This is a genomic window from Enterococcus termitis (genome assembly GCF_001730305.1).
In the GTDB taxonomy this organism is placed as follows: domain Bacteria; phylum Bacillota; class Bacilli; order Lactobacillales; family Enterococcaceae; genus Enterococcus_L; species Enterococcus_L termitis.
This window is the reverse complement of record NZ_MIJY01000010.1, coordinates 1-23,349: the sequence shown is the minus strand read 5'-3', so window position 1 is coordinate 23,349 and position 23,349 is coordinate 1. Positions and strand designations below refer to the sequence as shown.

27 protein-coding genes are annotated in these 23,349 nt (G+C 36.2%); 24 read left to right on the top strand and 3 right to left on the bottom strand.

The window, feature by feature from the left end; translation table 11 throughout:
- Positions 1 to 4 precede the first annotated feature (4 nt).
- The 10 genes from BCR25_RS06995 (at position 5) to BCR25_RS06950 (ending at position 6,870) form a co-directional block, all read left to right on the top strand.
- Positions 5 to 1,117 carry an RNA-guided endonuclease TnpB family protein gene (locus BCR25_RS06995; protein WP_069662907.1) on the top strand — a complete coding sequence of 371 codons (1,113 nt, stop codon included), beginning with the start codon at positions 5 to 7 and terminating at the stop codon, positions 1,115 to 1,117.
- A 265-nt stretch (positions 1,118 to 1,382) separates the two neighbouring features.
- Positions 1,383 to 2,168, top strand: a complete 786-nt coding sequence (locus tag BCR25_RS06990) for a Cof-type HAD-IIB family hydrolase (protein WP_069662906.1) — start codon at positions 1,383 to 1,385, stop codon at positions 2,166 to 2,168.
- A gap of 13 nt (positions 2,169 to 2,181) precedes the next feature.
- A complete protein-coding gene (locus BCR25_RS06985) occupies positions 2,182 to 2,985 on the top strand; it encodes a Cof-type HAD-IIB family hydrolase (RefSeq protein WP_069662905.1) in 804 nt (267 codons plus the stop codon).
- 322 nt (positions 2,986 to 3,307) lie between these two features.
- Positions 3,308 to 3,829: a translation initiation factor IF-3 gene (gene infC / locus BCR25_RS06980; RefSeq protein ID WP_069662904.1), complete on the top strand. Its 522-nt coding sequence runs from the start codon at positions 3,308 to 3,310 to the stop codon at positions 3,827 to 3,829.
- A gap of 113 nt (positions 3,830 to 3,942) precedes the next feature.
- Positions 3,943 to 4,143, top strand: a complete 201-nt coding sequence (rpmI, locus tag BCR25_RS06975; protein WP_069662903.1) for a 50S ribosomal protein L35 — start codon at positions 3,943 to 3,945, stop codon at positions 4,141 to 4,143.
- A gap of 132 nt (positions 4,144 to 4,275) precedes the next feature.
- Positions 4,276 to 4,635 carry a 50S ribosomal protein L20 gene (gene rplT, locus BCR25_RS06970; protein ID WP_069662902.1) on the top strand — a complete coding sequence of 120 codons (360 nt, stop codon included), beginning with the start codon at positions 4,276 to 4,278 and terminating at the stop codon, positions 4,633 to 4,635.
- A gap of 625 nt (positions 4,636 to 5,260) precedes the next feature.
- Positions 5,261 to 5,677, top strand: coding sequence for a hypothetical protein (locus BCR25_RS06965; protein ID WP_069662901.1), 417 nt, complete (start codon positions 5,261 to 5,263; stop codon positions 5,675 to 5,677).
- Between the two features lie 6 nt (positions 5,678 to 5,683).
- Positions 5,684 to 5,902: a helix-turn-helix transcriptional regulator gene (locus BCR25_RS06960; RefSeq protein WP_069662900.1), complete on the top strand. Its 219-nt coding sequence runs from the start codon at positions 5,684 to 5,686 to the stop codon at positions 5,900 to 5,902.
- 3 nt (positions 5,903 to 5,905) lie between these two features.
- Entirely contained in the window at positions 5,906 to 6,088 is a 183-nt protein-coding gene (locus BCR25_RS06955; RefSeq protein WP_069662899.1) for a cysteine-rich KTR domain-containing protein, read from the top strand.
- A gap of 86 nt (positions 6,089 to 6,174) precedes the next feature.
- A complete protein-coding gene (locus tag BCR25_RS06950) occupies positions 6,175 to 6,870 on the top strand; it encodes a DUF4386 domain-containing protein (RefSeq protein ID WP_069662898.1) in 696 nt (231 codons plus the stop codon).
- 159 nt (positions 6,871 to 7,029) lie between these two features.
- On the opposite strand, the gene BCR25_RS06945 is transcribed toward BCR25_RS06950, so the two are convergent.
- On the bottom strand, positions 7,030 to 7,905 hold the full coding sequence (locus tag BCR25_RS06945) for a hypothetical protein (protein WP_069662897.1): 876 nt from the start codon (positions 7,903 to 7,905) through the stop codon (positions 7,030 to 7,032).
- Between the two features lie 416 nt (positions 7,906 to 8,321).
- Here BCR25_RS06945 and BCR25_RS06940 point away from each other — a divergent pair, with 416 nt between their 5' ends.
- The gene (locus BCR25_RS06940) at positions 8,322 to 8,990 is read left to right on the top strand and encodes a CPBP family intramembrane glutamic endopeptidase (protein WP_069662896.1); all 669 of its coding nucleotides are present in this window, start codon (positions 8,322 to 8,324) and stop codon (positions 8,988 to 8,990) included.
- A gap of 459 nt (positions 8,991 to 9,449) precedes the next feature.
- Here BCR25_RS06940 and BCR25_RS06935 read toward each other — a convergent pair whose 3' ends face one another.
- Positions 9,450 to 10,178 carry a TraX family protein gene (locus BCR25_RS06935; RefSeq protein WP_069662895.1) on the bottom strand — a complete coding sequence of 243 codons (729 nt, stop codon included), beginning with the start codon at positions 10,176 to 10,178 and terminating at the stop codon, positions 9,450 to 9,452.
- Positions 10,179 to 10,410: 232 nt separating this feature from the next.
- Here BCR25_RS06935 and psiE point away from each other — a divergent pair, with 232 nt between their 5' ends.
- Entirely contained in the window at positions 10,411 to 10,854 is a 444-nt protein-coding gene (gene psiE / locus BCR25_RS06930) for a phosphate-starvation-inducible protein PsiE (protein ID WP_069662894.1), read from the top strand.
- Between the two features lie 112 nt (positions 10,855 to 10,966).
- Here psiE and BCR25_RS06925 read toward each other — a convergent pair whose 3' ends face one another.
- The gene (locus tag BCR25_RS06925) at positions 10,967 to 11,986 is read right to left on the bottom strand and encodes a YeiH family protein (RefSeq protein ID WP_069662934.1); all 1,020 of its coding nucleotides are present in this window, start codon (positions 11,984 to 11,986) and stop codon (positions 10,967 to 10,969) included.
- 118 nt (positions 11,987 to 12,104) lie between these two features.
- Between BCR25_RS06925 and BCR25_RS06920 the strand changes: the two genes are divergently transcribed.
- The 12 genes from BCR25_RS06920 to BCR25_RS06870 all read left to right on the top strand — a co-directional run bounded on the left by BCR25_RS06920 (position 12,105) and on the right by BCR25_RS06870 (position 23,211).
- Entirely contained in the window at positions 12,105 to 12,923 is an 819-nt protein-coding gene (locus tag BCR25_RS06920; RefSeq protein ID WP_069662893.1) for a LysR family transcriptional regulator, read from the top strand.
- A gap of 234 nt (positions 12,924 to 13,157) precedes the next feature.
- The gene (locus BCR25_RS06915) at positions 13,158 to 13,961 is read left to right on the top strand and encodes a PTS mannose/fructose/sorbose/N-acetylgalactosamine transporter subunit IIC (protein WP_069662892.1); all 804 of its coding nucleotides are present in this window, start codon (positions 13,158 to 13,160) and stop codon (positions 13,959 to 13,961) included.
- Positions 13,954 to 14,772 (top strand): PTS system mannose/fructose/sorbose family transporter subunit IID, encoded by an 819-nt coding sequence (locus tag BCR25_RS06910; RefSeq protein WP_069662891.1) that lies wholly within the window; start codon positions 13,954 to 13,956, stop codon positions 14,770 to 14,772. Before BCR25_RS06915 ends, BCR25_RS06910 begins: the two co-directional genes overlap by 8 nt.
- 30 nt (positions 14,773 to 14,802) lie before the next feature.
- Positions 14,803 to 15,279, top strand: coding sequence for a PTS sugar transporter subunit IIB (locus BCR25_RS06905; protein WP_069662890.1), 477 nt, complete (start codon positions 14,803 to 14,805; stop codon positions 15,277 to 15,279).
- 19 nt (positions 15,280 to 15,298) lie between these two features.
- Complete coding sequence (locus BCR25_RS06900; RefSeq protein ID WP_069662889.1) at positions 15,299 to 16,150, top strand: MurR/RpiR family transcriptional regulator; 852 nt, start codon at positions 15,299 to 15,301, stop codon at positions 16,148 to 16,150.
- 9 nt (positions 16,151 to 16,159) lie between these two features.
- On the top strand, positions 16,160 to 17,080 hold the full coding sequence (gene murQ, locus BCR25_RS06895; protein ID WP_069662888.1) for an N-acetylmuramic acid 6-phosphate etherase: 921 nt from the start codon (positions 16,160 to 16,162) through the stop codon (positions 17,078 to 17,080).
- A gap of 13 nt (positions 17,081 to 17,093) precedes the next feature.
- On the top strand, positions 17,094 to 17,513 hold the full coding sequence (locus BCR25_RS06890) for a PTS sugar transporter subunit IIA (RefSeq protein WP_069662887.1): 420 nt from the start codon (positions 17,094 to 17,096) through the stop codon (positions 17,511 to 17,513).
- 910 nt (positions 17,514 to 18,423) lie between these two features.
- Positions 18,424 to 18,606 carry a MerR family DNA-binding transcriptional regulator gene (locus tag BCR25_RS20960; RefSeq protein ID WP_071879575.1) on the top strand — a complete coding sequence of 61 codons (183 nt, stop codon included), beginning with the start codon at positions 18,424 to 18,426 and terminating at the stop codon, positions 18,604 to 18,606.
- A gap of 288 nt (positions 18,607 to 18,894) precedes the next feature.
- Entirely contained in the window at positions 18,895 to 19,569 is a 675-nt protein-coding gene (sapR, locus tag BCR25_RS06885; RefSeq protein WP_069662886.1) for a two-component system response regulator SapR, read from the top strand.
- 13 nt (positions 19,570 to 19,582) lie between these two features.
- Positions 19,583 to 20,608, top strand: coding sequence for a two-component system sensor histidine kinase SapS (gene sapS, locus BCR25_RS06880; RefSeq protein ID WP_069662885.1), 1,026 nt, complete (start codon positions 19,583 to 19,585; stop codon positions 20,606 to 20,608).
- Positions 20,609 to 20,872: 264 nt separating this feature from the next.
- On the top strand, positions 20,873 to 21,736 hold the full coding sequence (locus BCR25_RS06875; RefSeq protein ID WP_069662884.1) for a GRP family sugar transporter: 864 nt from the start codon (positions 20,873 to 20,875) through the stop codon (positions 21,734 to 21,736).
- An 86-nt stretch (positions 21,737 to 21,822) separates the two neighbouring features.
- Entirely contained in the window at positions 21,823 to 23,211 is a 1,389-nt protein-coding gene (locus BCR25_RS06870; RefSeq protein WP_069662883.1) for an amino acid permease, read from the top strand.
- Positions 23,212 to 23,349 lie beyond the last annotated feature (138 nt).

The window sequence follows — 23,349 nt, the reverse complement described above, 5'->3', positions numbered from 1 at the left end:
AATCATGAAGGTTTTAAAGGCTTATAAGTATCGGCTTTATCCTACTTTAGCTCAGGAGGAGTTTATTAAAAAGACTTTTTCTTGTGTACGCTTTGTGTATAATTTGTTGTTGCAGGATCGGATTTCTCTTTATAAAGCACTTAAAGAAAATCCAAGTCTGACCGTCAAATTACCGACGCCTGCTCATTATAAAAAAGAGCATCCTTTTTTAAAGGAAGTTGATAGTTTGGCTTTAGCAAATGCACAGGTTTATCTGGATCGAGCATTTAAAAAATTTCATCGAGAAAAATCGGTGGGTTTTCCTAAATTAAAACAAAAAAAAGATTCTGTTTCTTCTTATACAACGAACAATCAGAATGGCACGATCAAAATCATTGATGACAAGTATGTAAAAGTACCTAAGCTAAAGTCCGTAGTGAAAGTAAAAATGCATCGTCCGTTAAAAGGGAAAATAAAGTCAGCAACAATTTCGCTAACACCTAGTCATAAGTATTTCATTTCGATCCTTTGTGAGGAAGAAGTTCCATCGGTAGCTAAAACTTATTCAGCTATTGGAATCACATTAGGTACTTCTGAATTTGCGGTATTGTCAAATGGTAGACGTATCGATAATGATAAATACACCAAAGCCTTCAAACAGCGGATCGCAAGGGAAGAAAGAAAGCTGACAAGGCGTAAGGAAATTGCCAAATTAAAAGGAGTAGAATTATCCCAGCAAAAGAACTATCAAAAGCAAAAGCTGAAAGTAGCTAAGATGCGGGAAAAACTAATGAACCAACGGACGGATTTTCTAAATAAGATTACAACAGAAATCGTTCAAAAATACGATGTGATTTGTATAGAAGATATCCAGCAGTCAGATATTTATAGAAATAGTAAACTGCATTGTGGTATTTCAGATGTCTCATGGGCTATGTTCGTTTCAAAATTAGAATATAAAGCTACATGGTATAATAAACGACTAATCAAGGTTTCTATGTGCAATGAATGTTCTGAACATTCAGATAATAACAAGCGAAGCAACTTATTCATTCAGGATATCGACAAACAAAAGGGGCAGTGTGATCCTGAAACAGCTGCTAGCATTCAAGTGCTGAATAAAGGATTAAGCAGCTAAAAATAGCAAAGAACTGTAGGGACTACAGGGTTAGCCTAGGGTATATAAGATAGATATAGCGTTGATTCGATCATTTGTCTTTTTCTAGGAAATTTCTATTAAATAGAAATAGTTCACTAATTATTAGTTGATGAAAAATAAAAGGTAGAACTTTATTGTGCTTATTTACGATGAAAATCTTGAATAAGTGTAATAAAGTTTTTTTCAATGGATTATAAAAGTGTAGTACAATAATAAATAAGATGAGTTTAAAAAGAGGGAAAACATGAAAAAATGGAAAGCGCTTGTATTTTTTGATTTAGATGGTACATTGCTAGATGCAGAGTCAAACATTTCGACAGAAAACAAGCAGGCGATCATTGCCTTAAAACAAAGAAACGTCTTACCCATTATTGCCAGTGGACGTTCTCCAAAGGAAATCCATACGCTAACACGTGGTACGATGATTGATTCTTATGTCAGTCTTAACGGGCAATACAATGTTGTTGAAAAGAAAGTTGTCTCAAAGCACATTTTTCCGATGGCGCTAGTTGAGCAATTGATTGATGTATCGGCTTCATTCAATCACTCTTTAGCCTTTTACACAGACAAAGAATACGCAGCCTGCTATAAAACAGCGAGCATGGAAAAGTTATATCGTCTGGATAATGCTCCGCTGCCGAAAATTTCCCAAGACTTCCATACTAAAAACGACCTTTACATGGGCTATCTTTTTTCAGAGGACAAAGAAAAAGATGCAATTTATCAAGAAAAATTCGCAAACACACTGACCTTTTTTAGAGATAGTCCTTATTCATTAGCGGTCGTATTAAAAGGTCAATCGAAAAAAACGGGTATTCAACAAGTCATTAACACGTTGCAGCTGGAAGGGATACCCAGCTATGCTTTTGGGGATGGAAACAATGATTTAGGAATGTTCGAAGCTGTACAGACAGCGATTGCCATGGAGAACGCTTCAGTGAATGTTAAACAGCAAGCTGACTTTATCACAAAATCACATGTTGACGGCGGGATCTGTTGGGGATTATACCATTTTGGATTATTACAATGAAAGGAAGGGTACAATGACAGTAAAAATGATTGCAGTAGATATGGATGGCACTTTTTTGAATAGTGAGAAAGATTATGATCGAGAAAAATTCAACCATTTATATAAGAAAATGTGTGAGCAAAATGTTCGGTTCGTTGTAGCGAGCGGCAACCAGTATTATCAATTAAAGTCTTTTTTCCCAACCATTGCTGATGAGCTATCTTTTGTGTCAGAAAATGGTGCGTATGTTGTTAGTGAAGGAAACGAAATTTTTTGTGGTGAGCTTGATCCAGCTAGTGTGAAAGAAGTGCTCACAATTTTGGCAGATGTCGAAGGCGCACATACGATTCTTTGTGGGAAAAAGAGTGCCTATGTTAACGAGCAGGAGCCAGATGAATTTGTTGAATATGGCAACCAATATTATCATCGCTTAAAAAAAGTTCCAGATTTGTTGGAAGTAACAGAAGACACCCTGTTTAAATTTGCTCTAAGCTTTCCTCCTGAAAAGGTGCAAGAGGTGCTGCAGCAATTACGTGAAGTAGTAGGTGATAAGGTAACCCCTGTTTCTAGTGGTCATGAAGATGTTGATTTGATCATTCCAGGAATCCATAAAGCGTATGGATTGATGCAGCTGCAAGAGTTATGGGGAATCAAAAATCATGAAATTGCCGCCTTTGGTGACAGTGGAAATGATATAGAAATGTTAAAACACGCAGGGCATAGCTTTGCGATGAGTAATGCACAACCAGAAGTCAAAGTAGCTGCAAAGGAAATCATTTTATCGAACGACGAAAACGGTGTTTTAGTTAAAATCGAAGAGTTGCTTAAAAACGCATAGAAATAATGAATGTAGAGAAATGAAAGGACAAATATGGATGTTTCTGTTCATTCTCTACTTTTTTTTGAAATGTTGTTGACAATCAGCAGAAGATAGCATATACTATTAGAGTTGAGAAATGAAAGCAGAAGCACCCGCTTCTCGCCTTAGCTGACACTGTCACTGGGCTAGATAAGAGGATTCCTTATATCAAAAGATATGAGTCCGAAAAATCGCGGGATCTGTATACAGAGCCTGTTTTTTATTGTTGTTTTTACAACAAGGACATAAAAGGAACGATAACGTTTCAGCTATTATTTTCTCTTAAAAATTTTGGAGGTGAATGACCATAGCAAAGGATATGATGGTGAACGACGGCATTCGTGCACGCGAGTTACGTTTGATCGGACAAGACGGTGAACAATTAGGTGTTAAAACAAAAGTGGAAGCTTTACAAATAGCAGAAACTGCCAATTTGGATTTAGTTCTAGTAGCACCTACTGCGAAACCTCCTGTTGCGCGAATTATGGATTATGGAAAATTCCGTTTTGAAACGCAGAAGAAAGAGCGTGAAGCTCGTAAGAAACAAAAAGTGATCAACGTAAAAGAAGTTCGTTTAAGTCCTACGATTGATGTCAACGACTTTAACACAAAACTTCGTAATGCACGTAAGTTCTTGGAAAAAGGGGACAAAGTGAAAGCTTCGATCCGATTCAAAGGCCGTGCCATTACCCATAAAGAGATTGGTCAGAAAGTTCTTGATCGCTTAGCGGAAGAAACTGCAGATATTGCTACAGTTGAACAAAAAGCGAAAATGGACGGACGCAGCATGTTCTTAACGCTGGCACCGAAAAACGACAAGTAAGGTTTAAAAGCCGATAACTAGTTAACGAAAAAGTTTGAGGATACTTGTTCAACATTTCCAATGAATTTAGTTGAACCGTATACGAAAATGAAAATGTAGGAGGAAAATTAGTCATGCCAAAACAAAAAACTCACCGCGGATCAGCAAAACGTTTCAAACGTACTGGTAAAGGCGGTTTAAAGAGATTCCGTGCGTTTACAAGTCACCGTTTCCACGGTAAAACAAAGAAACAACGCCGTCAATTGCGTAAAGCAGGTATGGTATCAGCAGGCGATTTCAAACGTATTCGCCAACAATTAGCAAGAATGAAATAAAAAAGCCTCGTCTACGAAGCTAAATTAGTTTTAACAAAGCTTGCTGAATGTAGGAAAGCTGAAAAACTTCTTATAATAACTTAGCAACTAAAATAACTCATTGAGACAACAGATATTTAGGAGGAATTAACCATGGCACGTGTTAAAGGTGGCGTAGTAAGCCGTAAACGTCGTAAAAAGATCCTTAAGTTAGCGAAAGGCTATTACGGATCAAAACATACTTTATTTAGAACAGCAAAAGAACAAGTAATGAAATCTTATAGTTATGCATACAGAGATCGTCGTCAGAAAAAACGTGATTTCCGTAAATTATGGATTGCTCGTATCAACGCAGCAGCTCGTATGAATGGCTTAAGCTATTCTAAATTAATGCACGGTTTGAAATTGGCAGAGATTGATATCAACCGCAAAATGTTAGCTGACTTGGCTGTTAACGATGCAACAGCATTTACAGCATTAGCTGACCAAGCAAAAGACGCTTTAAACAAATAAGATTATACGAGATTATTTAAGAAGATGGAACAGAAGTCTTCAACTCTTAGTGCTCTGGTGCTTAGATGTTGATGTGATCAAAGAGCAATCTAGGAATTACTTCTGCTTTCATCGTTTATCTGAATTTCACGTGAGTGAGACATGACTCTTTGAGTCATGTCTCACTCATTTTTTATATGCTATAAATAATTTAATTATTAATTGGTATTAAGTCGGTAATACTCATTTTTCTTGCTTCAGTTAGGCTTACACTTCCATTTTCCGTATTCAAGATAATGTAATTCTTTGCTTCACAAAGTTGAATTAGTGAAGATGAACTTTTACAAGTTAAATATATTATAGTACAGTCCTCTCAGAATCTAACTTTGGGACAAAAAGAAAAGCTATCTTCAATATATACAATTTTTCTTTGTGGAATCAAAGATTTGGAAATTGATGGGTTGTCTGTTGGCTCTTATGTAAATGTTTCAGGAGTTTCGGAATTTTTTTGATTGTGTAGGATGATTTAATAGAGGTTTAGAATCCTAATCTATTTTCAATATGAGTGTCAATAAGACTTGACACGGCAGTTTAAAGATGATAGTATGGGTTTGTCAACAAGACTTGACACCGGAGGAGAATTCTAATGTCTAAAAAAATTTATGTAGTAATAGAGATAGTTAAAATATTTGTTTTGAGCTGGTTTGTTGGACTGGTTTATAATGCGTCTATTTCAAATGATTATGCAGATTCAGAAATGAAAGTTATAGGGTATACGTTTCTAATCATGCTTGGGACATTAATTGTAAGTTCTATTGCTTTAGAAATCCTAGTTTCGATATTTATGCCCAAAGAAAATAGAGTGATGGGCGAATGGGAAAAGTTAGTTGATAAAAATATACTTCGAAATTTCGCTTATATGCTATCTGCATTTTTTGTAATAGTGATGGCTTCATTTGCATTTCAAGCATCATTAGGGCAAGTTGTATTGCTTTTTAGAATTGGTTTCTTTGTATTAATTGCAACAACAAATCTAACGAAAGCATACTATTATGTGGGTTAAGAAGCTATGAAAAAAGAAAAGGTAATCATTCGATTGAAATATTATAGAACAGAGATAAAGAATATGACGCAACAAGAACTAGCAAACCAGGTAGGCGTTTCAAGACAATCCATAAATGCAATAGAAATGGGTAAATTTCTTCCGAGTATTGAATTATCTCTTAAGTTAGCTCGCTTTTTTGAAGTGAAAGTTGAAGAATTATTCTATTTAGGCTGGGAGGAGTAGACAATGATACAAAAGCACGAATGGGTACTATGTCCAGCTTGTAGCAACAAGACTCGTATGCAAATAAGAGGAGATACAGAAATTAAAAACCTTCCTCTCTACTGTCCAAAGTGTAAGAAGGAAAGTCTAATAGACGTTAAACAGTATAAAATATCAATCATAAAAGAGCCAGTCGCTAAGACGTAGAGCCAGTAACTTAGGATGAAAAATCTTTGTTGCTGGCTTTTTTGGTTACTAGAAATAGAAAATAAGGAAATGGAGAATTAACCATTATGGAAAACAAAATTAAATATGCAAAGTATGCAGGAATAGTGTATTTGTTGATTGCGATCATAGCACCAATTGCTATGATGTACATCCCCTCTCAATTAATATCAAATAGTAGCATTACTGAAACCATTAAAAATATAATGGGAAATCAGCTTTTGTTTAGTTTAGGTATAGGGATTGAAACAATTGTTTGTTTATTAGAGATAGTTCTAAGCGTTATTTTGTATACACTCTTTAAAGAAATAAATGCGACTCTTTCAACAATTGCATTGGTGTCTAGGCTGAGTATGACGATTATTCAAGCTATAAACGCATTAGCTTCATTAACCGTTATAGGAATACTTACTTCTTCTGCAATGAACGGTACTGATGTAAACTCTGTTATTTTCGCACTACTGAAATATAAAGAGCTAGGTGTTATGATTTGGCAAATTTTCTTTGGACTACATCTGATAATTCTAGGATATTTGGTTTATAAATCAAATTATGTTGCAAGATTTTTCGGCATACTATTATCTATAGCTAGTTTAGGTTATCTTGCTGATAGTTACTTTACAATATTCCAATTGAACGCTACTGTTTTTAGTACAATAGGCTCATTTCTCTTGGTGATTTCAACACTAGGAGAAGTAGCAATTACATTCAGGTTCTTGCTTAAAAAGATAAACTTGCCTAATTTGAAACAAAAGGTGAAGTAGATTGAAAGCAATTATATGTGATGGCTACAATTATGTATTTTGTGTATAAAAGTATAAAAAAACTACTATCAATGGTGTTGTCTTAGTCTCGTTGAACTAAATTTAGTGATGCACCTAAAATATATATTCTAGTAGTTTCTAATTAGTGTTTGTTTGCATTTAATTATTTGAACAATCTTTTAATGAATTTTCTATGATATCTGTTATCCAAGGGGATTCTTGTCTACGATTGTCAAATGCAATATACCCTTTATATTTATAAATATATTCATTTTTCCAACCTTCCTTTTTAGTCCGTTTACTTTCTATCAGTGTGCGTAAATCTTTGGTAGCTTTCAAGCCCCATAATGCTCGTTTCCCTGTTATATAAACGATATCTGTTAGGGAAAGTGCATAGCTTTGTGGAAACATATTATCAGTAATGTGAGCTGAAATAGCTTCTCCATTTGAAAGCCTTTTATACATTTTTTGGTTTAGCATGTAGTTCGTCCCTTTTTCTAAAAGATACTCCACTTTTTCGTCTTTATTGTCTACTAATTCTTGATAAGCTATAAGGGCCCGTATCGTTTTTCCGATGCCAATATAACATGGTGTTTTCTTCAAACACCCTCCATGTTTGCATATACCATTTTCTCTCCAAGTTGTTGTTTTGTTGCGTTCAAATAGCTGATACTGCTTTATCCAATTCAAAGCTTTTTGAGTCTCATCGGTTTTGCCTAGCCCTAGCTTACAATACGCTTCTAATAGCATAGCATTATAACAAGGAACGAGTCCTTCAGCTTTTCTTGTATATGAGAACCCTTCATTGGTCGCAATATGACTATTGATAAAGGCAACAAGTTCCTTTGTTATTGCTAGTTCATGACTGTATGGAATCTCAGATAATCCAATAAGTGCAAATATTTTTCCTAAATCGGTTAAATTCTCTAATTCAGAATATTTTTGTACAATTTCTGACTTTTCTAAATAAACTATAGGGTTATCTATATCTTCTTTATCTTCAATTTTCTTTTTCAGTTTGAATGCTGTATCCACTTTTCTTTCCACCCTTCTTTTTAGTTATGATAATAATTCAGTTGATCTAGTATTTTCTGACATTATTTCTATATGACTATCTGGAAAAACTATAGTTAAAAATAGAGTATCTTTATATACATTCTAACAGAACATTTTAAGGAAGTGTTTCATGTAATCAGACAATTCTAGGTAGAATAAAAAACATTTGTTCTCAAAAATTTCAGTGGACAAAAAATTATTGAAATTTAGCTAAAAATCCACTAGAAAGTTCTGTACATATAAAGAGGGTAATCAAGTTTCTGAAAAATAAATATTTTGCTTTAATAGAAAATAGACTAAATGGTCTGCTTGTTTCAAGCTTGGTTTACTATGCGTTCTTTATTTGATAAGATAAAAAGGTATAGTTTTTATCTATCAAAAAGGAGAATGGAAAAATGACGTATGTAAAAAATTTTTTTATTGTAATTGGTTTGTTTCTATTAAGTCAAATTAGCATGACTGTTTTTGGAATCGTCAAAGGATTTTCACTGGGGAGGGGTGAGACCAATTTATCATTGATAACCTCGCTCATTCTGATTTTGATTACGATTGGAAATATTTGGCTGTTGCTATTTTTAGCAAAAAAATTAGGCTTTCTAACGGTTAAATTTGATTTTTTCACTGGTAAAAATATTGGCATTATTATTGGTGGATATGTTTTAGCTAGAATTATAGCAGTTGGTGGAACACTATTATTAAATATGCAAGGATCAGCTTCAACAGCAAACGATGCAGCTATTCAGCTCATGTTTAAAGGGGAGAATCCATTGTTGATCCTCTTATTAATTGGCTTTTCAGCGCCGATCATGGAGGAAATTGTGTTTAGAGGTGGAATCATTGGATTTTGGCTGGAACAATTTCCAATTGTGGGTATTATTGTGAGCTCAGTTGTCTTTGGGTTGATTCATGGACCTACTAACGTGATCAGTTTCTTGATTTATGGATTGATGGGCTTGATCTTATCTGTTGTTTATTACAAGACTAAGCGTTTAGAGTTGAGTATATCGATTCATTTCTTAAATAATATTTTAGCAGCAATCATGCTTGCGTTTGGCTTGATTTAGTTAAGAGAGAAGATGAGTATGTTTTACTGCAAAAAGAGGAAGACGGGACATAAGTGTTAATCCCGAGAACCAGGTCCTCCAATTCTTAGTGTCTTTGACACGTAGAGATTGATGAGATCGAAACACAGTGTAGTAGGTACTGTGCAACAATGTCTATCTGCGATGAGTCTTTGTTGAGAAAGCATCAACTCGTTTCTCATTGTGTTTTACAGCAATAAGAAAGAATTCACGAAAATGACAAGAAACGCGGATTTTTTAATTCCGATGTTGAATGATTCCTAATCGATGCTTTTCAAATTTTGGGGACCAAGTAGGTACTGTTCTACATCAGCTCGTGCCCCACTGTGTTTCATAGCAATTTCAGCTTATTTCCGAAGGGGTTGCTTCTGCTTCTACTGTTTATTCGGATTCGAGGTGACTGGATCATAACTTATAGAGTTATGTCCCAGTCACCTCTCTTTACATTAGTGCTCGTATCAGAATAAGAATAATCATATGAAGCGGATAGAACAAGTAAAATCCCCATTTGACCCAATTTGGAGAATAGCCACGCTGTCCATTATACGCTAAGAGTAATGGCGCCGTTCCTAGAATGCCAAAAACGGATAGAAATTCATACCAAGGAACTGAACTTGGTGAGATGAAGTAGACAATCATTAGCAGTATAAAGAGGAAAGCTGTTGTATAAAGTAACGGAATGGTTTTCTTTAAAGTGACATTGTTGATTCGATAGAAACCGAAAATAAGCAATACACCGATCAGCTGCCAGTCAGATAGAATTGTTGCTAAAGAAAAGCCGATGACGAGCAGTACGTGTAGAAGAGTACTTTTCGTTTTTTCATAGCTGATGATCAATAAGAGACCCATTAGAAGTGTGAAAAAGATATTATTGACAAATTCTGTTGGATCAAAAGGATAGTTTTGAAAAAATAAAAGATGAAACGGATAAATCGAAATAAGCCAAAAGACAGTTAGCCGCAAGGCATATTTTTTTAAATTCCGTGTATAGTGAAACCCTTCAACCAGTAAATAGGCCATGATTGGAAAGGTAAGTTTTCCGACTAGTTCAGTGAAGAAAAACAGAGGCTCTGAATACTCATTCAGATGAAAGCCACTGCCAATATGATTGAGCAACATTGCGATGATCGCAATCATTTTTAAGTGAAAAGCATTTATTTTATTTTCCATTATAACTCCTCCTAATCTATAAATAACATATCATAGTTAGAATAAAAAAGATTGAGGCTTAAGTTGCATTTTATTTTTGGAGAAATTGTGTCTTAAAAAAACATTGGAGCGTATAATAATCCCAGATTTAGATTTTTACATCGTGTAAAAAAAATGATATATTATTCCTATAAGAAAATGTAGTTAACATTTAATCAAAAATTCAGCTACATCGAATGAAAGGGGGAAAAAAATGAAGGAAGATCAAAGATTTGGCATTATGAAAAAATATGTCAATGTGGTTTTGGATATTGTATTAGGATTGCTTGCACTACTTATTTTGATATTTATGATACGTCAGTTGATCGATATCGGCACCTTTATCACTAAACCTATGACGCCCAAAAATTTGTCGGTCGTCATGCAGGAAGTCGTTGCATTCTTCATGCTGTTTGAGTTTATCATGATGGTGATCCGTTATATTCAAGAAGGACATCATATTCCGATCAGATATTTGATTCTGATCTGTATTACAGCTATTTTACGGCAATTGATGGTGATCCACGGAGATGCTGTTCAGACATTGCTATTATCTGTTTCAATTTTAGCGTTGGTTGTTGTTTTATTTGTCTTGAACTTAAGTGGGAATAAATCTTATTCTGGTTTTAAGTCGAATAAAATAGAGGATAAAGAATAAAGCAGAAGTACCTCACTAAGAGAAATAAGAAAAGCTTCCGCTTATACTGTTTATTCAGATTTAGAGCCCGAAACAAAACTGATTTTTTAGTTTTGTTTCGGGCTTTTTTTACTTAAAACAGGAACAAACGAATCAGACTGATCGCTAAGATCACTTGAATGACCCCAACAGATAGCCCATAAATCAAGAAGCGTTTTCCTTCTTTAAAGAACTTTTGAAAATCTAAGCGTAAACCAATGGCAGCTAATGCAGTGATTTCAAACCAGCCACTGAAAAAGTGGGCAGTTTCACTGACTTGTTCTGGCAGCGTTATTAAGCTGTTTATGATGCAAAATAGAACAAATCCAACAACATACCAGGGCAAGCCTGCTTTCTTTGTGGAAATAGGAGATGTGGCGGCAACTGTTGTAGTTCGTGCTTTAAATTTACCGAAAAGGTACACGACAACGACTAATAACATAATACGCATGATTTTGAATAGCATGGCAAATTCCACGACTTCACTGTTGATCATACTAGCACTTGCGACTACTTGTCCGACGGATTGTAAAGTACCACCGACAAGTGCGCTTTTCGCTAATAGATTGGTTCCGTAAAGAAAAGAAGCGATCAAAGGCAACAATAGCATCAAGATTGTTCCTAATAAATTAACTAAGGTGATGATTTGTCCTTTTTCTTCTTCTTTAGCATGAATGGAAGGAGCGATCGATGCAATAGCAGAAGAACCGCAAACTGCATTTCCACCAGCCATCAACAAGGACATATTGTCCGAAAACAATAATTTTTTTCCGAGAATATAAGTGGCGATAATCGTTAGACTCATTTGTAAAATAACGAAGATCCCACCTTTTAACCCAATATGAGCGATCGTTTGAAAGGTGACGGTTGCTCCAAGTAAAACGACGGAGAACTCCAATAATTTTCCTTCTGCAATTTTTGTTCCTTTTTCTAATACAGGATGCTTCAATATTGTATTACCTAATACGATGCCTAATAAAATAGCAATCGTTGCTGCGCCTAGAGTTGGCAGCCAAATAGCGAGTATCTTACTGATGACAGCGACGATAAATGCTGTTGCTAGACCAGGTAAAACTGCTACTATTTTTTTTAAATCGAGAGTGCTGTTTTTCACTAAATCATTCATCTTCTTTCTTTGTTTGTCTGTACCTTTAGTATAGCGAAAGAAGTTGCATTTGAGAAATAAATAGTTAAAATAATATCTATAAATAAAATGAATGGAAAGGAATTCTATGTTTAAATTATTGAAAACATTCCGTGTCGTTTATGAAACTAAAAATTTTTCAAAAGCTGCTGAAAATCTATTTATTTCCCAACCTGCTGTTTCTACTCAAATCAAGCAACTAGAAGAAGAGTTGGACGTAGCGTTATTTGTGAGAAATGGACGTCAGGAAATCATTACGACAAAACAGGCGGATGTCTTATACCATCATTTGCTTAATTTGGCTGATGATTGGGAGGATATTCTACAAGCAATAAAAACACAGACTGTTCCTAAAGAAACTTGCAAGATCGTCGCATCAAACACATTTGCAGTTTACTATCTACCAGAATTGATGAAAGAATTGGTCCAACATTTTCCAGAGGTTTCGTTTGTTTTAGAAATGGATAATTCAGAAGCTGTCTTAGATAAGATCGAAAAACACCAAGCACATCTAGGGTTTATTGAAAAACCATTGGTTACTGATTCGATCATTCGCCAAGAACTTTTGAAAGATGAATTAGTTCATGCTGGTGATTTTTCAAGTAAATTGTGGTTGGTTCGAGAGGGGAATTCAGGGGTTTATCACTATACAGAGCGCTACTTTTTAGAGAACAATTTGAATCCGCAGAAAATGATCATTAAAAATAATGAAATGATCGTCCGTTTTCTGGAAGAAGGATTAGGGCAATCGATTCTATCAAAGAAAGCTTTAACTAAAAAAATTCATTGGCGACCGTTACCTACAGAATATCAAAGGAGTTTCTATTTGATTAAGCGGGATCGGATTGAATCAATGCAGCTGCAAACAATTATTGAACATATTAATGCTTATTATCGAAAGTCTTAGCAGGTGTTGATGATTTAAATATTTATCAAGGAAAGAATGATCTTAGTCCGTTTTTATCACTGTTTATTTGGGTTCTAAGTGACTGGGTGGTAACTCATAGAGTTATGTCCTGGTCATTTATTTTTTCGAGAAATTAAATTTCTTTTTTTTGTTTTTATTAAATAAGTTGAAATTCAATTTCATAAATGGTATGATTTGGTTGTGAAAAGAAAGCGTATTCAAGGAGGGGCAAAAATGGAAATTTCTATCGGTATCATTCTTGTTTTATGTATTTACACAGTCGTAGGTGTTTTGGATCAAATCTCAATTCAAATCGGTCCATACACACCACTATTTGCTGCCACATTTACTGGATTTGTTCTAGGGGATGTCCAGACTGGTTTGATGATTGGAGCCACGTTACAGTTGATGACACTGGGAGTGGCAACTTACGGAGGCGCAACAGTACCGGATTTTTTATCAGGCGCGATTATGGGAACCGCATATGCAATTATTTCAGGTCAAGGAGCAGAATATGGAATTGGAGTTGCAGTACCGATTGGGTTGTTATTGACACAGCTAGATATTTTAGGCAGAATGGCGAACACGTTTTTCCAGCATAAAGCAGATAAATATGCTGAAGAAGGCGACTATAAAGGCGTAGAGCGTTGTAACGTTTTGGGAATTTTCCCATGGACACTTTCACGTGTAATCCCAGTTTTTATCGGATTGACCTTTGGTGAGCAGGTAGTCACAGTCATTAATGAATGGATTCCACTGTGGGTGATGAACGGACTGAAAGCCGCAGGTGCAATCTTGCCTGCAATGGGAATTGCGATTTTGATGCGTTATTTGCCAATCAAAACGTATTGGCCGTATTTTATTATTGGATTTGTCTTGTTAGCTTATTTTGCAGAACTATTCTCTGTTTTAGGTGTAGCATTAGTCGGATTGGCGTTAGCTGCAATCTATGTAATGAATCAAACGAATAAAGGGGCAGCAACTTCTGCTGGAACAGTTGTGTATGAAGATGATGAGGAGGTAGAGATCGATGACTAATAAGCTAACTAAAAAGGACATCAACAAAGTTTACTTGAGAAACTTATTCAGTCTACAATGGGGCTGGAATTATGAAAAAATGCAGGGCTTAGGTTATTCTTACGTAATCATGCCAGCGTTAAAACGTTTATATGAAAATGATCCTGAAAAAATGAAACAGGCACTTAAAACACAGACAGGCTTTTTCAATACTACGCCTGCTATGTCTCATCTGATCATCGGAGCGGATATGGCGCTGGAAGAAGAAATCGGTATCGAAGATGATCAGGCGATCACAGGCTTGAAAACAGGCTTGATGGGTCCTTTTGCTGGTGTAGGAGACACGATTTTTATTGCGATCTATCGTGCGATCGTCTTTTCTATTGCGGCGTACATGGCACAAGGCGGACAAGCGTTTGGTCTAGCGATTCCACTGATTGCAGGAATAGCTGTTTTATGGGTACGTTATAAATTTACTTGGATCGGTTATCATCAAGGTAAGAAAATCGCTACTGAGTTTGCAGATAAAATGAAACTTTTAACACAAGGGGCAGCAATTTTAGGACTAACAGTCGTTGGCGGCTTGATTCCTTCTGTGATCACTTATAAACTAGAACTAACTTATAAAATGGGAGAAGTGTCACTTTCGATTCAGGAGATGCTAGATAAAATTTTACCTGCGTTGATTCCATTAGCGATCGTGATGATGTCTTATTGGCTATTAGGAAAGAAAAAAATGAATTCCACCCGCTTGATTTTTGTATTGATTTTACTCGGAATGGTCTTAGGCAATTTACAAGGAATGAGCGCTTGGTTCGGAAAATTATTTTAAATAAAATTTAGTTAGAAGAGGATGAACAATATGGCAATTGAACATGCACGTGTAGATGAACGATTGATCCACGGTCAAGTAGCAACCGTTTGGACGAATACCTTAGGTGCCCAACGAATCATGGTTGTTAATGATTTAGCAGTTAAAGATCAGCTGCAGATCGGGGCGTTAAAAATGGCGAAACCACCAGGCGTCAAGTTATCGATTCTCTCTAAACGGAAGGCTATTGAAAAAATCTTGGCAGGAAATTATAAAGAAGAGAACGTTTTTCTAATTACAAAGGATATTCAGGATATGGCTGATTTGATCGATGGCGGAGTTCCTCTAAATACAATCAACGTAGGGAATATTTCGCAAAAAGAAGGAAGTCGCCCAATAAAAAAATCTGTAGCGCTAACACAAACAGATATTCAAACGATTAAACGTTTGGACGAACAAGGAATAATAATCACTGCACAAATGATTCCATCAGAATCAGACGAAACAATTTTAAACTTTATCAAATAAGAAACAGGAGCTGGATACTATGGATGCAATGAAATTGATACGACAAAAATACAAAGACTTTTCGAAGGTCAACCGAAAGATCGCCGATTATATTTTGAAAGATCCAACGCTGGTCCTTTCTTTGACTGCTAATGAAATTGCATCAAATAGTGGTACATCACCTGCTTCGGTGACGCGTTTTTCTAAATCGTTGACGTTTGAAGGCTGGGAAGAACTGAAATTATCGATCGCCGCAAAACAAGGAGCAGAAAAGGGAATAAAAATGATCGATCCAATCGTTGCGGCAGATGATTCGATCGAGACGCTCTGTATCAAAGTAGAATCGTTATTGAATACGACAGTTGGAGATTTATTTGATTTAATCGATAAGCAAGCATTACAGCGTTCAATTGAGCAGATCAAATCCGCTGAAACTATTTTTACGATCGGTATTGGTTCTTCCTCATTAACGGCGTATGATTTGTATCATAAATTTAATCGAGCTGGAAAAAAAGCTGTTTTTAATTACGATGTCCATATGCAGTTTGAGTTTTTAAATTACGCCACGCCAAAAGATGTGTTGATTGCGATTTCCTATAGCGGCATGTCAAAAGAGGTCCTGATTGCCTGTGAAATTGCACGACAAAATCAAACAAAGATCATTTTTATTACTAGAAATGAAGATGAAAAAATCCGCCAACTAAGTGATGAGGTCTTATTAGTTCCTGCAAATGAACATTTATTGCGAGTTGGGGCGATTGCTTCGATCGCTTCAACGATGGCAGTTGGTGATGTATTGTATTTAGGCTCCATTCAAGATGAGTTAGAAACCTCACTTGCTCAAAATATGATGGATACAAAAAAACTAGTAGAGAAACTGAAAGAAAAGTAGGGAAGAATGATGAAGCTGGAAGAATTAACAACAGAATCGAGAAATGCTAAAAGTAAAAATATCGATCAATTAACAGCGATGGAAATAGTTGAAATCATCAATCAAGAAGATCAGAAAGTGGCGTTGGCTATAGAAAAAGTGTTGCCAGAAATAGCACGCGCTATTGAACAGGCCGCACTACGCTATCAAAAAGGCGGTCGTTTGATCTACTGCGGGGCAGGAACCTCCGGTCGTCTGGGCACTTTAGATGCAATAGAGCTTACTCCAACCTATAGTGTATCGCCAGATCGGGCATTTGGTATTATTGCTGGTGGTAAAGAGGCGATGTTTCAAGCCGTTGAGGGAGCCGAGGATTCAAAAGAACTTGCTGTAAAAGATCTGATGCAGCATAAGCTAATTGCAGAGGATGTCGTAATCGCGGTTGCGGCGAGTGGACGAACACCATATACAATTGGCGCAATCGAATACGCAGAGCAAGTGGGTGCGTTGACTATTTCTGTCACCTGTAATGATAAAAGTGAAATGAATAAACTGGCAGCAATTGGGATTGCGCCTGTCGTAGGACCAGAAGTGATCACTGGATCGACTCGAATGAAAGCCGGTACAGCACAAAAAATGGTCTTAAATATGATTTCTACAGGCGTGATGATCAAAACAGGCAGTGTCTATCAAAATTTGATGGTCAATGTCCAACCAACCAATGAAAAACTGATTCAGCGTTCCTTGCAGATCATTCATGAAGCAACAGGTGTTGACTTGGAGACGGCTGAAAAGTATTTAGAGCAAGCAGGAAACCATGTGGCAGATGCGATCGTTATGATCGAAGGAAATATCGATGCAACAGAAGCGCGAAGATTATTAGAAAATAATCAATACAGAATTTCAGACGTTTTAGAAAAAGTAGCGCCTAAAAATAAGGAAACCGATTAACGGAGGATGAGTGATGAAACCTAAATTAATTTTGATGAGTCATGGAAAGATGGCTGCTGAAACCTTACATTCCGCTAAAATGATCACTGGTGATCTAGCAAATGCAGCAATTGTTTCTATGACTGAAACGGATGGGCTGTCTGGAACAACTGAAAAATTAAAAAAAATACTTGAATCCTCTGATCAAGAGCCGACCTTGATCCTTGCCGATTTAAAAGGCGGAACACCATGCAACGCAGCAATGATGCAAATGGACAGCAGACCAAACCTGCGTGTATTATCTGGACTGAATTTAGCGATGGTTATTGAAGCGGCGCTTTCATCGATCGAAGATCTGGATGAATTAGTTGATCATCTTTTGATGATTGGAAAAAATGCCGTTGAAAAAATCGAGCTGCCTGATTATGATGAAGAGTTGGAATATGAAGAGTAATAATAGATGTAACAATCGACTTCCTAAACATGGCTGCGGTGAGCTTTGTTTGGGATTTTTTATCACTCTTGAATAAAATAAAAATAGATTGGAAATAAGCGGATCAAGCTTATCTCCAATCCTAATAGTCACCAACTAAGAAAGGACAAACAATGAGTGTCGTATATAAAAGGAAGTATTGAAAAAGGTTACGAAGTTAATTCTGTTGTCCTTTCTTGTTGTGAATACTTGGGAGTAGTATTTGACTATTGGTATTTAAAAGTGCTGTACTTACGATTTAAATCATTCAGGAGAATGGGTAAAGCTGGTTGGGATCAGCTTATATTAGTCAATGGTTGGTTGACAGGTATATGTCATGATTTAAAACGTAAGCAAGCATTCTTTTAGAATAGAAACGAATAAATAAAAAAACGGTATTGGACACAAATCCAATACCGTTGTAAGGTCAATAAATAAACAAAAACATCTTTAAGTCAGAAAAAACTAGTGTAAACCTCTAGAAATTTCTGTCAAAATTGAGTAAAATGGAAGATGTCAATGTATAACTATTGGCTTAAGCAACTTGATGGGTCAGGTGTTCACTGACTTTTCAGGGCTTCATGATTTAGTTGGTAGCTAAATCATGAAGTGCTTTTTTTTATTCTATTCGTTTCTATCTACTCTCCATTTTATAGGAAAACCCTTTTAGGGTCAATAAAGGGTTGCAAAAAAATCCTGTATTCTACGGTTTTTTTTCAATTTCTTGTAATTTATCTCGCTCTATTAAAAAAAAATAACACTCTTTATGGGCATTTCATTTATAGAGAATTCCGCAACAAGAGGATCAAGTGGTATCTTAGTGACTGTGAGAGGTTTGGTATAGCCTATTATAGTCACTTTTTTTAGTGTTTTATTTCTAGAAAAAGCAGTCATGTATCGTAAAATTAGAATTATACTAGCGGTGAAGCAAAAGACGTCTATTTCATTTGGAAATAAATCTGAAAGGATAACAAGTATGCTTAGAATTGGCGAGTTTTCAAAGTTAGCACAAGTATCAATAAGGATGCTGCGTTATTATGATGAACAAGAATTACTAATGGATATAACGCGCTAGAACAAACTGTTTTTTCATTTTGTTCTAGCGCTTTTTTGTTTGAAAGAAAATAATAGATATGTCTAGTAGATAAGTGATAGTTCTATGTTGTTGAAACATCGGAAGAGTAAAGAGGGAAAAAAATAGAAACAGTCAGACTTGTTTGAATTAAGGGTATTTTAAAAAGGATTTGTACAAAGCAACATTCACTTTTTAATTTTATCTTTTTTATCTCGGCTAAAAGTCCTATATTAATGACGGACATTTTCTGATAAGGTACAATAGAGGAAACAAGTGGAGGGAAAAACGATGGCAAAAATCATGATTGTAGAAGATGAAGCAACGATCCGTGACTTGATTCGTGAAGAGTTGCAAAAGTGGCAGTTTGACACGTTTGGGACAACTAATTTTAATAATGTTTTAGCAGATTTTCAGCAAGAAGATCCGCAGCTGATTTTACTCGATATCAATCTACCAGTATTTGACGGCTATTATTGGTGTCAAAAGATTCGCGAAGTATCCAAAGTGCCGATTATTTTTATTTCTAGTCGTAATACGAATATGGATATGATCATGGCAATGAATATGGGCGCCGATGATTTTGTTACAAAACCGTTCCAGCTAGATGTACTTGTAGCTAAGATCAATGCTCTGTTACGCAGATCTTACAACTATTCCGAAGTAGGCAGTGAAGTTATGTCGCACAATGGTATTACTCTAAATGTGGACAACGGGAGTATGGAAATCAATGGCGAGATCATCGATTTAAGTAAAAATGAGTACCGCTTACTTTATATTTTGATTAAAAAGCATGGGAAAATTTTGACGAGAGAAAAATTACTGCGGGCTTTATGGGAAGATGAACGTTTTGTCGACGATAATACATTAACGGTCAACATTAATCGTTTACGAAAAAAAATTGAACAAGCAGGCTTGGAAGGCTATATTGAAACCAAAGTTGGTCAAGGGTATATCGTCCCTTAGTTAGGAGAATGACATGACGATTCGTAAATACTTAAAAGATCACTGGCTTTTGTTAGTCGGGTGGCTGACCTTTATTGCTATTACTTGGTTGATTTTATGGCTTTCTCCAGATATGGTCATAAATGTTTCTGTTATTGGTTATTTGGTATTATTAGAAGGTTTATTTTTATTGCTCTTTTTAACGATTGATTATTCCTTAAAAAAACGTTGGTGGCGCTCATTGGATATTTCCGAGCATCCGCCATCCCTGCAGCATTACTTGAATGAAGCTGCTAGGTCAGAAGAAAAAATAGTTCAAGAATATATTAATGGCCTGCTCATTGAACATCAACAAGTCATCCAGCAAGCGATCAATAATCAGCAGGATCAAAAAGATTACATTGATTCTTGGGTCCATGAAATCAAAGTTCCTTTAGCAGCAGTCGATCTGATTTTACAGTCGATAGAAGATGATATCCCTGAAAGCAAATATTATTTAGTGGAAAATGAACTGAATAAAATCGACGAATATGTAGAACAGGTTCTATACTATGCGCGATTAGATAGTTTTTCACGAGATTACCTCATTCAAGAGCATTCACTAAAAGAAATTGTCCAGTCGGTCATTCGGACGCAAGGCAGCTATTTTATTCAAAAGAACTTGCATTTTTCGATTGAAGGAGAAGATCAATTGGTGCTGACAGATGCTAAATGGGTAGCGTTTATCTTTAAACAGTTAGTGAGTAATGCAATCAAATATACACCAGCTGGTGGGCAGATCACGGTGACATTTTCTAAAACCAACGAAGGGGTCTGGTTGCTTCTGCAGGATACAGGTGTCGGAATACCTGAAGCAGATCAGCGACGGATTTTTGATAAAGGTTTTACTGGGAAAAATGGACGGACAAGTGAACAGCATTCGACTGGATTAGGGCTGTATTTGGCTAAGAGCTTAGCAGATAAGCTAGGACATCAGCTAACGGTCGAATCAATAGAAGATCAAGGCACGACGATGAAATTACTTTTTCCTTTTTTAAGTTACTTTAAGGAAAGAAGATAAGCGAAAATGAGAGTGACTCATTTGTAAAAAAGCCGGAATAGAAGTGATGACCTCAAGATGAGCGAAAAGGGTTGCTTCTGTTTCTGGCATTTATTTTTTTGAGGTTTTGGAATGTAAATTTAAGTAGTATAGCTCAGTCATTTCTGAAAATCATGATCGGAGAAAATGAGAGAAATTCTATTGAACTTTTTTCTTTATTCTGGTTGTATGGGAAACGTTTTTATTGTTAGACTTAAGGCATCTACTTTTTGATAGGAGCTTATTATGAATATATTAATCGCTTTGATACCGATGTTTGCTTGGGGCAGTATTGGTCTGGTGAGTGGGAAAATCGGCGGTAGTGCCAATCAACAGACGCTTGGTATGACGATTGGCGCGTTATTTTTTTCCTTAGTCGTCTTTTTTATCGTTCAGCCAGCCATATCCGTTCAAATGATCATCATTGGTATTTTATCAGGTTTGTTTTGGAGTGTTGGTCAAAATCAGCAATTTCATGGAATGAAATATTTAGGCGTATCCGTTGGCTTGCCTGTCTCCACAGGAATGCAGTTGATCGTCAATACGATTGCTGGAGCGGTCTTTTTTCATGAATGGAAGGGCAGCAGAGATTTTCTATTAGGGTTTATCGCTTTAGGTTTATTGGTTTTAGGAGCCTATTTAACTGCTCGGCAAGATGATGATGGTTCTGTTAAAACAACAAATTCTATGCTTGATTTTAATAAAGGTTTTCGAGCATTGATTGCTTCGACTGTTGGGTATGGTGCATATACGATTATTATCAATGCGTTTGGCTTAGACCCAATGGGAATTATTTTACCGCAAAGTATCGGTATGCTGATCGGTGCCAGCTTTTTTGCCTTTAAAAAAATCAAGGTGGACCGTTATGTGTGGCTTAATATGAGCTGTGGTCTGTTATGGGGATTAGGAAATATTTGTATGCTTTTGACCATGCGCCAAATTGGGTTAGCTATCAGCTTTTCTCTTTCTCAAATGGGAATCATTATCTCAACATTAGGCGGTATTTTTATTCTTGGCGAAAGAAAAACTAAAAAGGAAATGAGATATGTCATTTTTGGTTGCTTATTGGTGATCGTCGGTGGTATTCTTTTAGGGTATATGAAAGCGTAAATTTCGATTTACGCTTATTTTTATGAAAACAACAGCAATTATTTGACTAAGAAAAATGCTTGAGTGAATTTATTGGAGGAAATAAAATGTCGATGTTTAGGAAAAAGACGCTAAAGGATCTATCTGCAGAGCCAAGTGGAATGAAAAAAGATTTAAAGACAATAGATCTGATCATGTTAGGAATTGGTGCGATTGTTGGTACAGGAATCTTTGTTGTGACAGGGGTAGCAGCTAAAAAAGATGCTGGACCAGCTTTATCCTTATCCTTTTTGGTGGCTGCCGGTGCCATTATTTTAGCAGGATTATGCTATGCAGAATTTGCTTCTCGCATACCAGTGATTGGCGGACCGTATGCGTATATGTATGTTGTTTTTGGGGAATTCGTTGCGTGGATGACAGGCTGGCTTGTGATTTGTGAATTTTTCTTAGCAGTTTCTTCTGTCGCTTCTGGTTGGTCTGGTTATGTTCATGGCTTCTTGAATAGTCTGAACGTTCATTTGCCTAAAGCGTTGAGTGGTGCTTACAATCCGGAAAACGGAACGTATGTGGATCTGATAGCTATGATCGTTCTTTTAGCAGTTATGTTTTGGGTTTCATTGGAAGCGAAAACGGCTTTGCGATTGAATAACGTAATGGTTTTTGTAAAATTTGGGATCATTGCTTTATTTTTAGTTGTTGGGATTTTTTATGTGAAACCTGATAACTGGCAACCGTTTATGCCATTTGGTTTTTCTGGCGTAGTCAGTGGAGCAGCAGTCGTCTTCTTTGCGTTCTTAGGGTTTGATGCGGTAAGTATGACAGCAGAAGAAGTAAAAAATCCGCAAAAAGATATTCCTAAAGGAATCATTGGCTCGATTTTGATCGCTGCGGTTTTATATGTGATCGTGACGTTAGTCTTAACAGGGATCGTACCGTTTGAATCGCTTGGTGTAAAAGATCCAGTGGCATTTGCGATGCGTTTTGTAGAGCGTGATGGTGTGGCAGGAGTGATTTCCGTAGGTGCTATTTTGACGTTGCTGACAGTGACGATTTCTATGATGTATAGTTTGGCGAGAATTATTTATGCGATTAGTAAAGATGGTTTGTTACCGAAATTTATGAGTAAAATCGATGAAAAAAATCGTACACCCAAAAATGCGACATATGTTGCTGGGATTTGTACGATGCTTTTCGCTGGTCTTGTACCGATGGAATTGTTGGCGGAATTGACGAATATTGTGACATTGATGTATTTGATCGTAATGGCGATCGGAATTATTCGTTTGCGAAAAACAGACGGAGATCCAAAGCCGGGGGAATTTAAAATTCCATTTGTGCCATTACTACCAATTTTACTGGTGATTGTTAGTATTGCTTTGATGCTGCAACTGCAAGCCGCAACATGGAAAGCTTTTGTGATTGCACTTGTCTTAGGTGTCATCATCTACTTTACGTATGGATACAAACATAGTAATGAACGTGAGACGAAAGCTTAGTAGATGAAAGACTGAGGATGGGACAGAATGAGGTGACCCCCAAAAGTTGTACATGAAAAATACAACTTTGGGAGGTCATTTTTTTGAACTTTTATGAAGCAGATTTTAAATTGAACATAGTAAAGGAATACCTTGAAG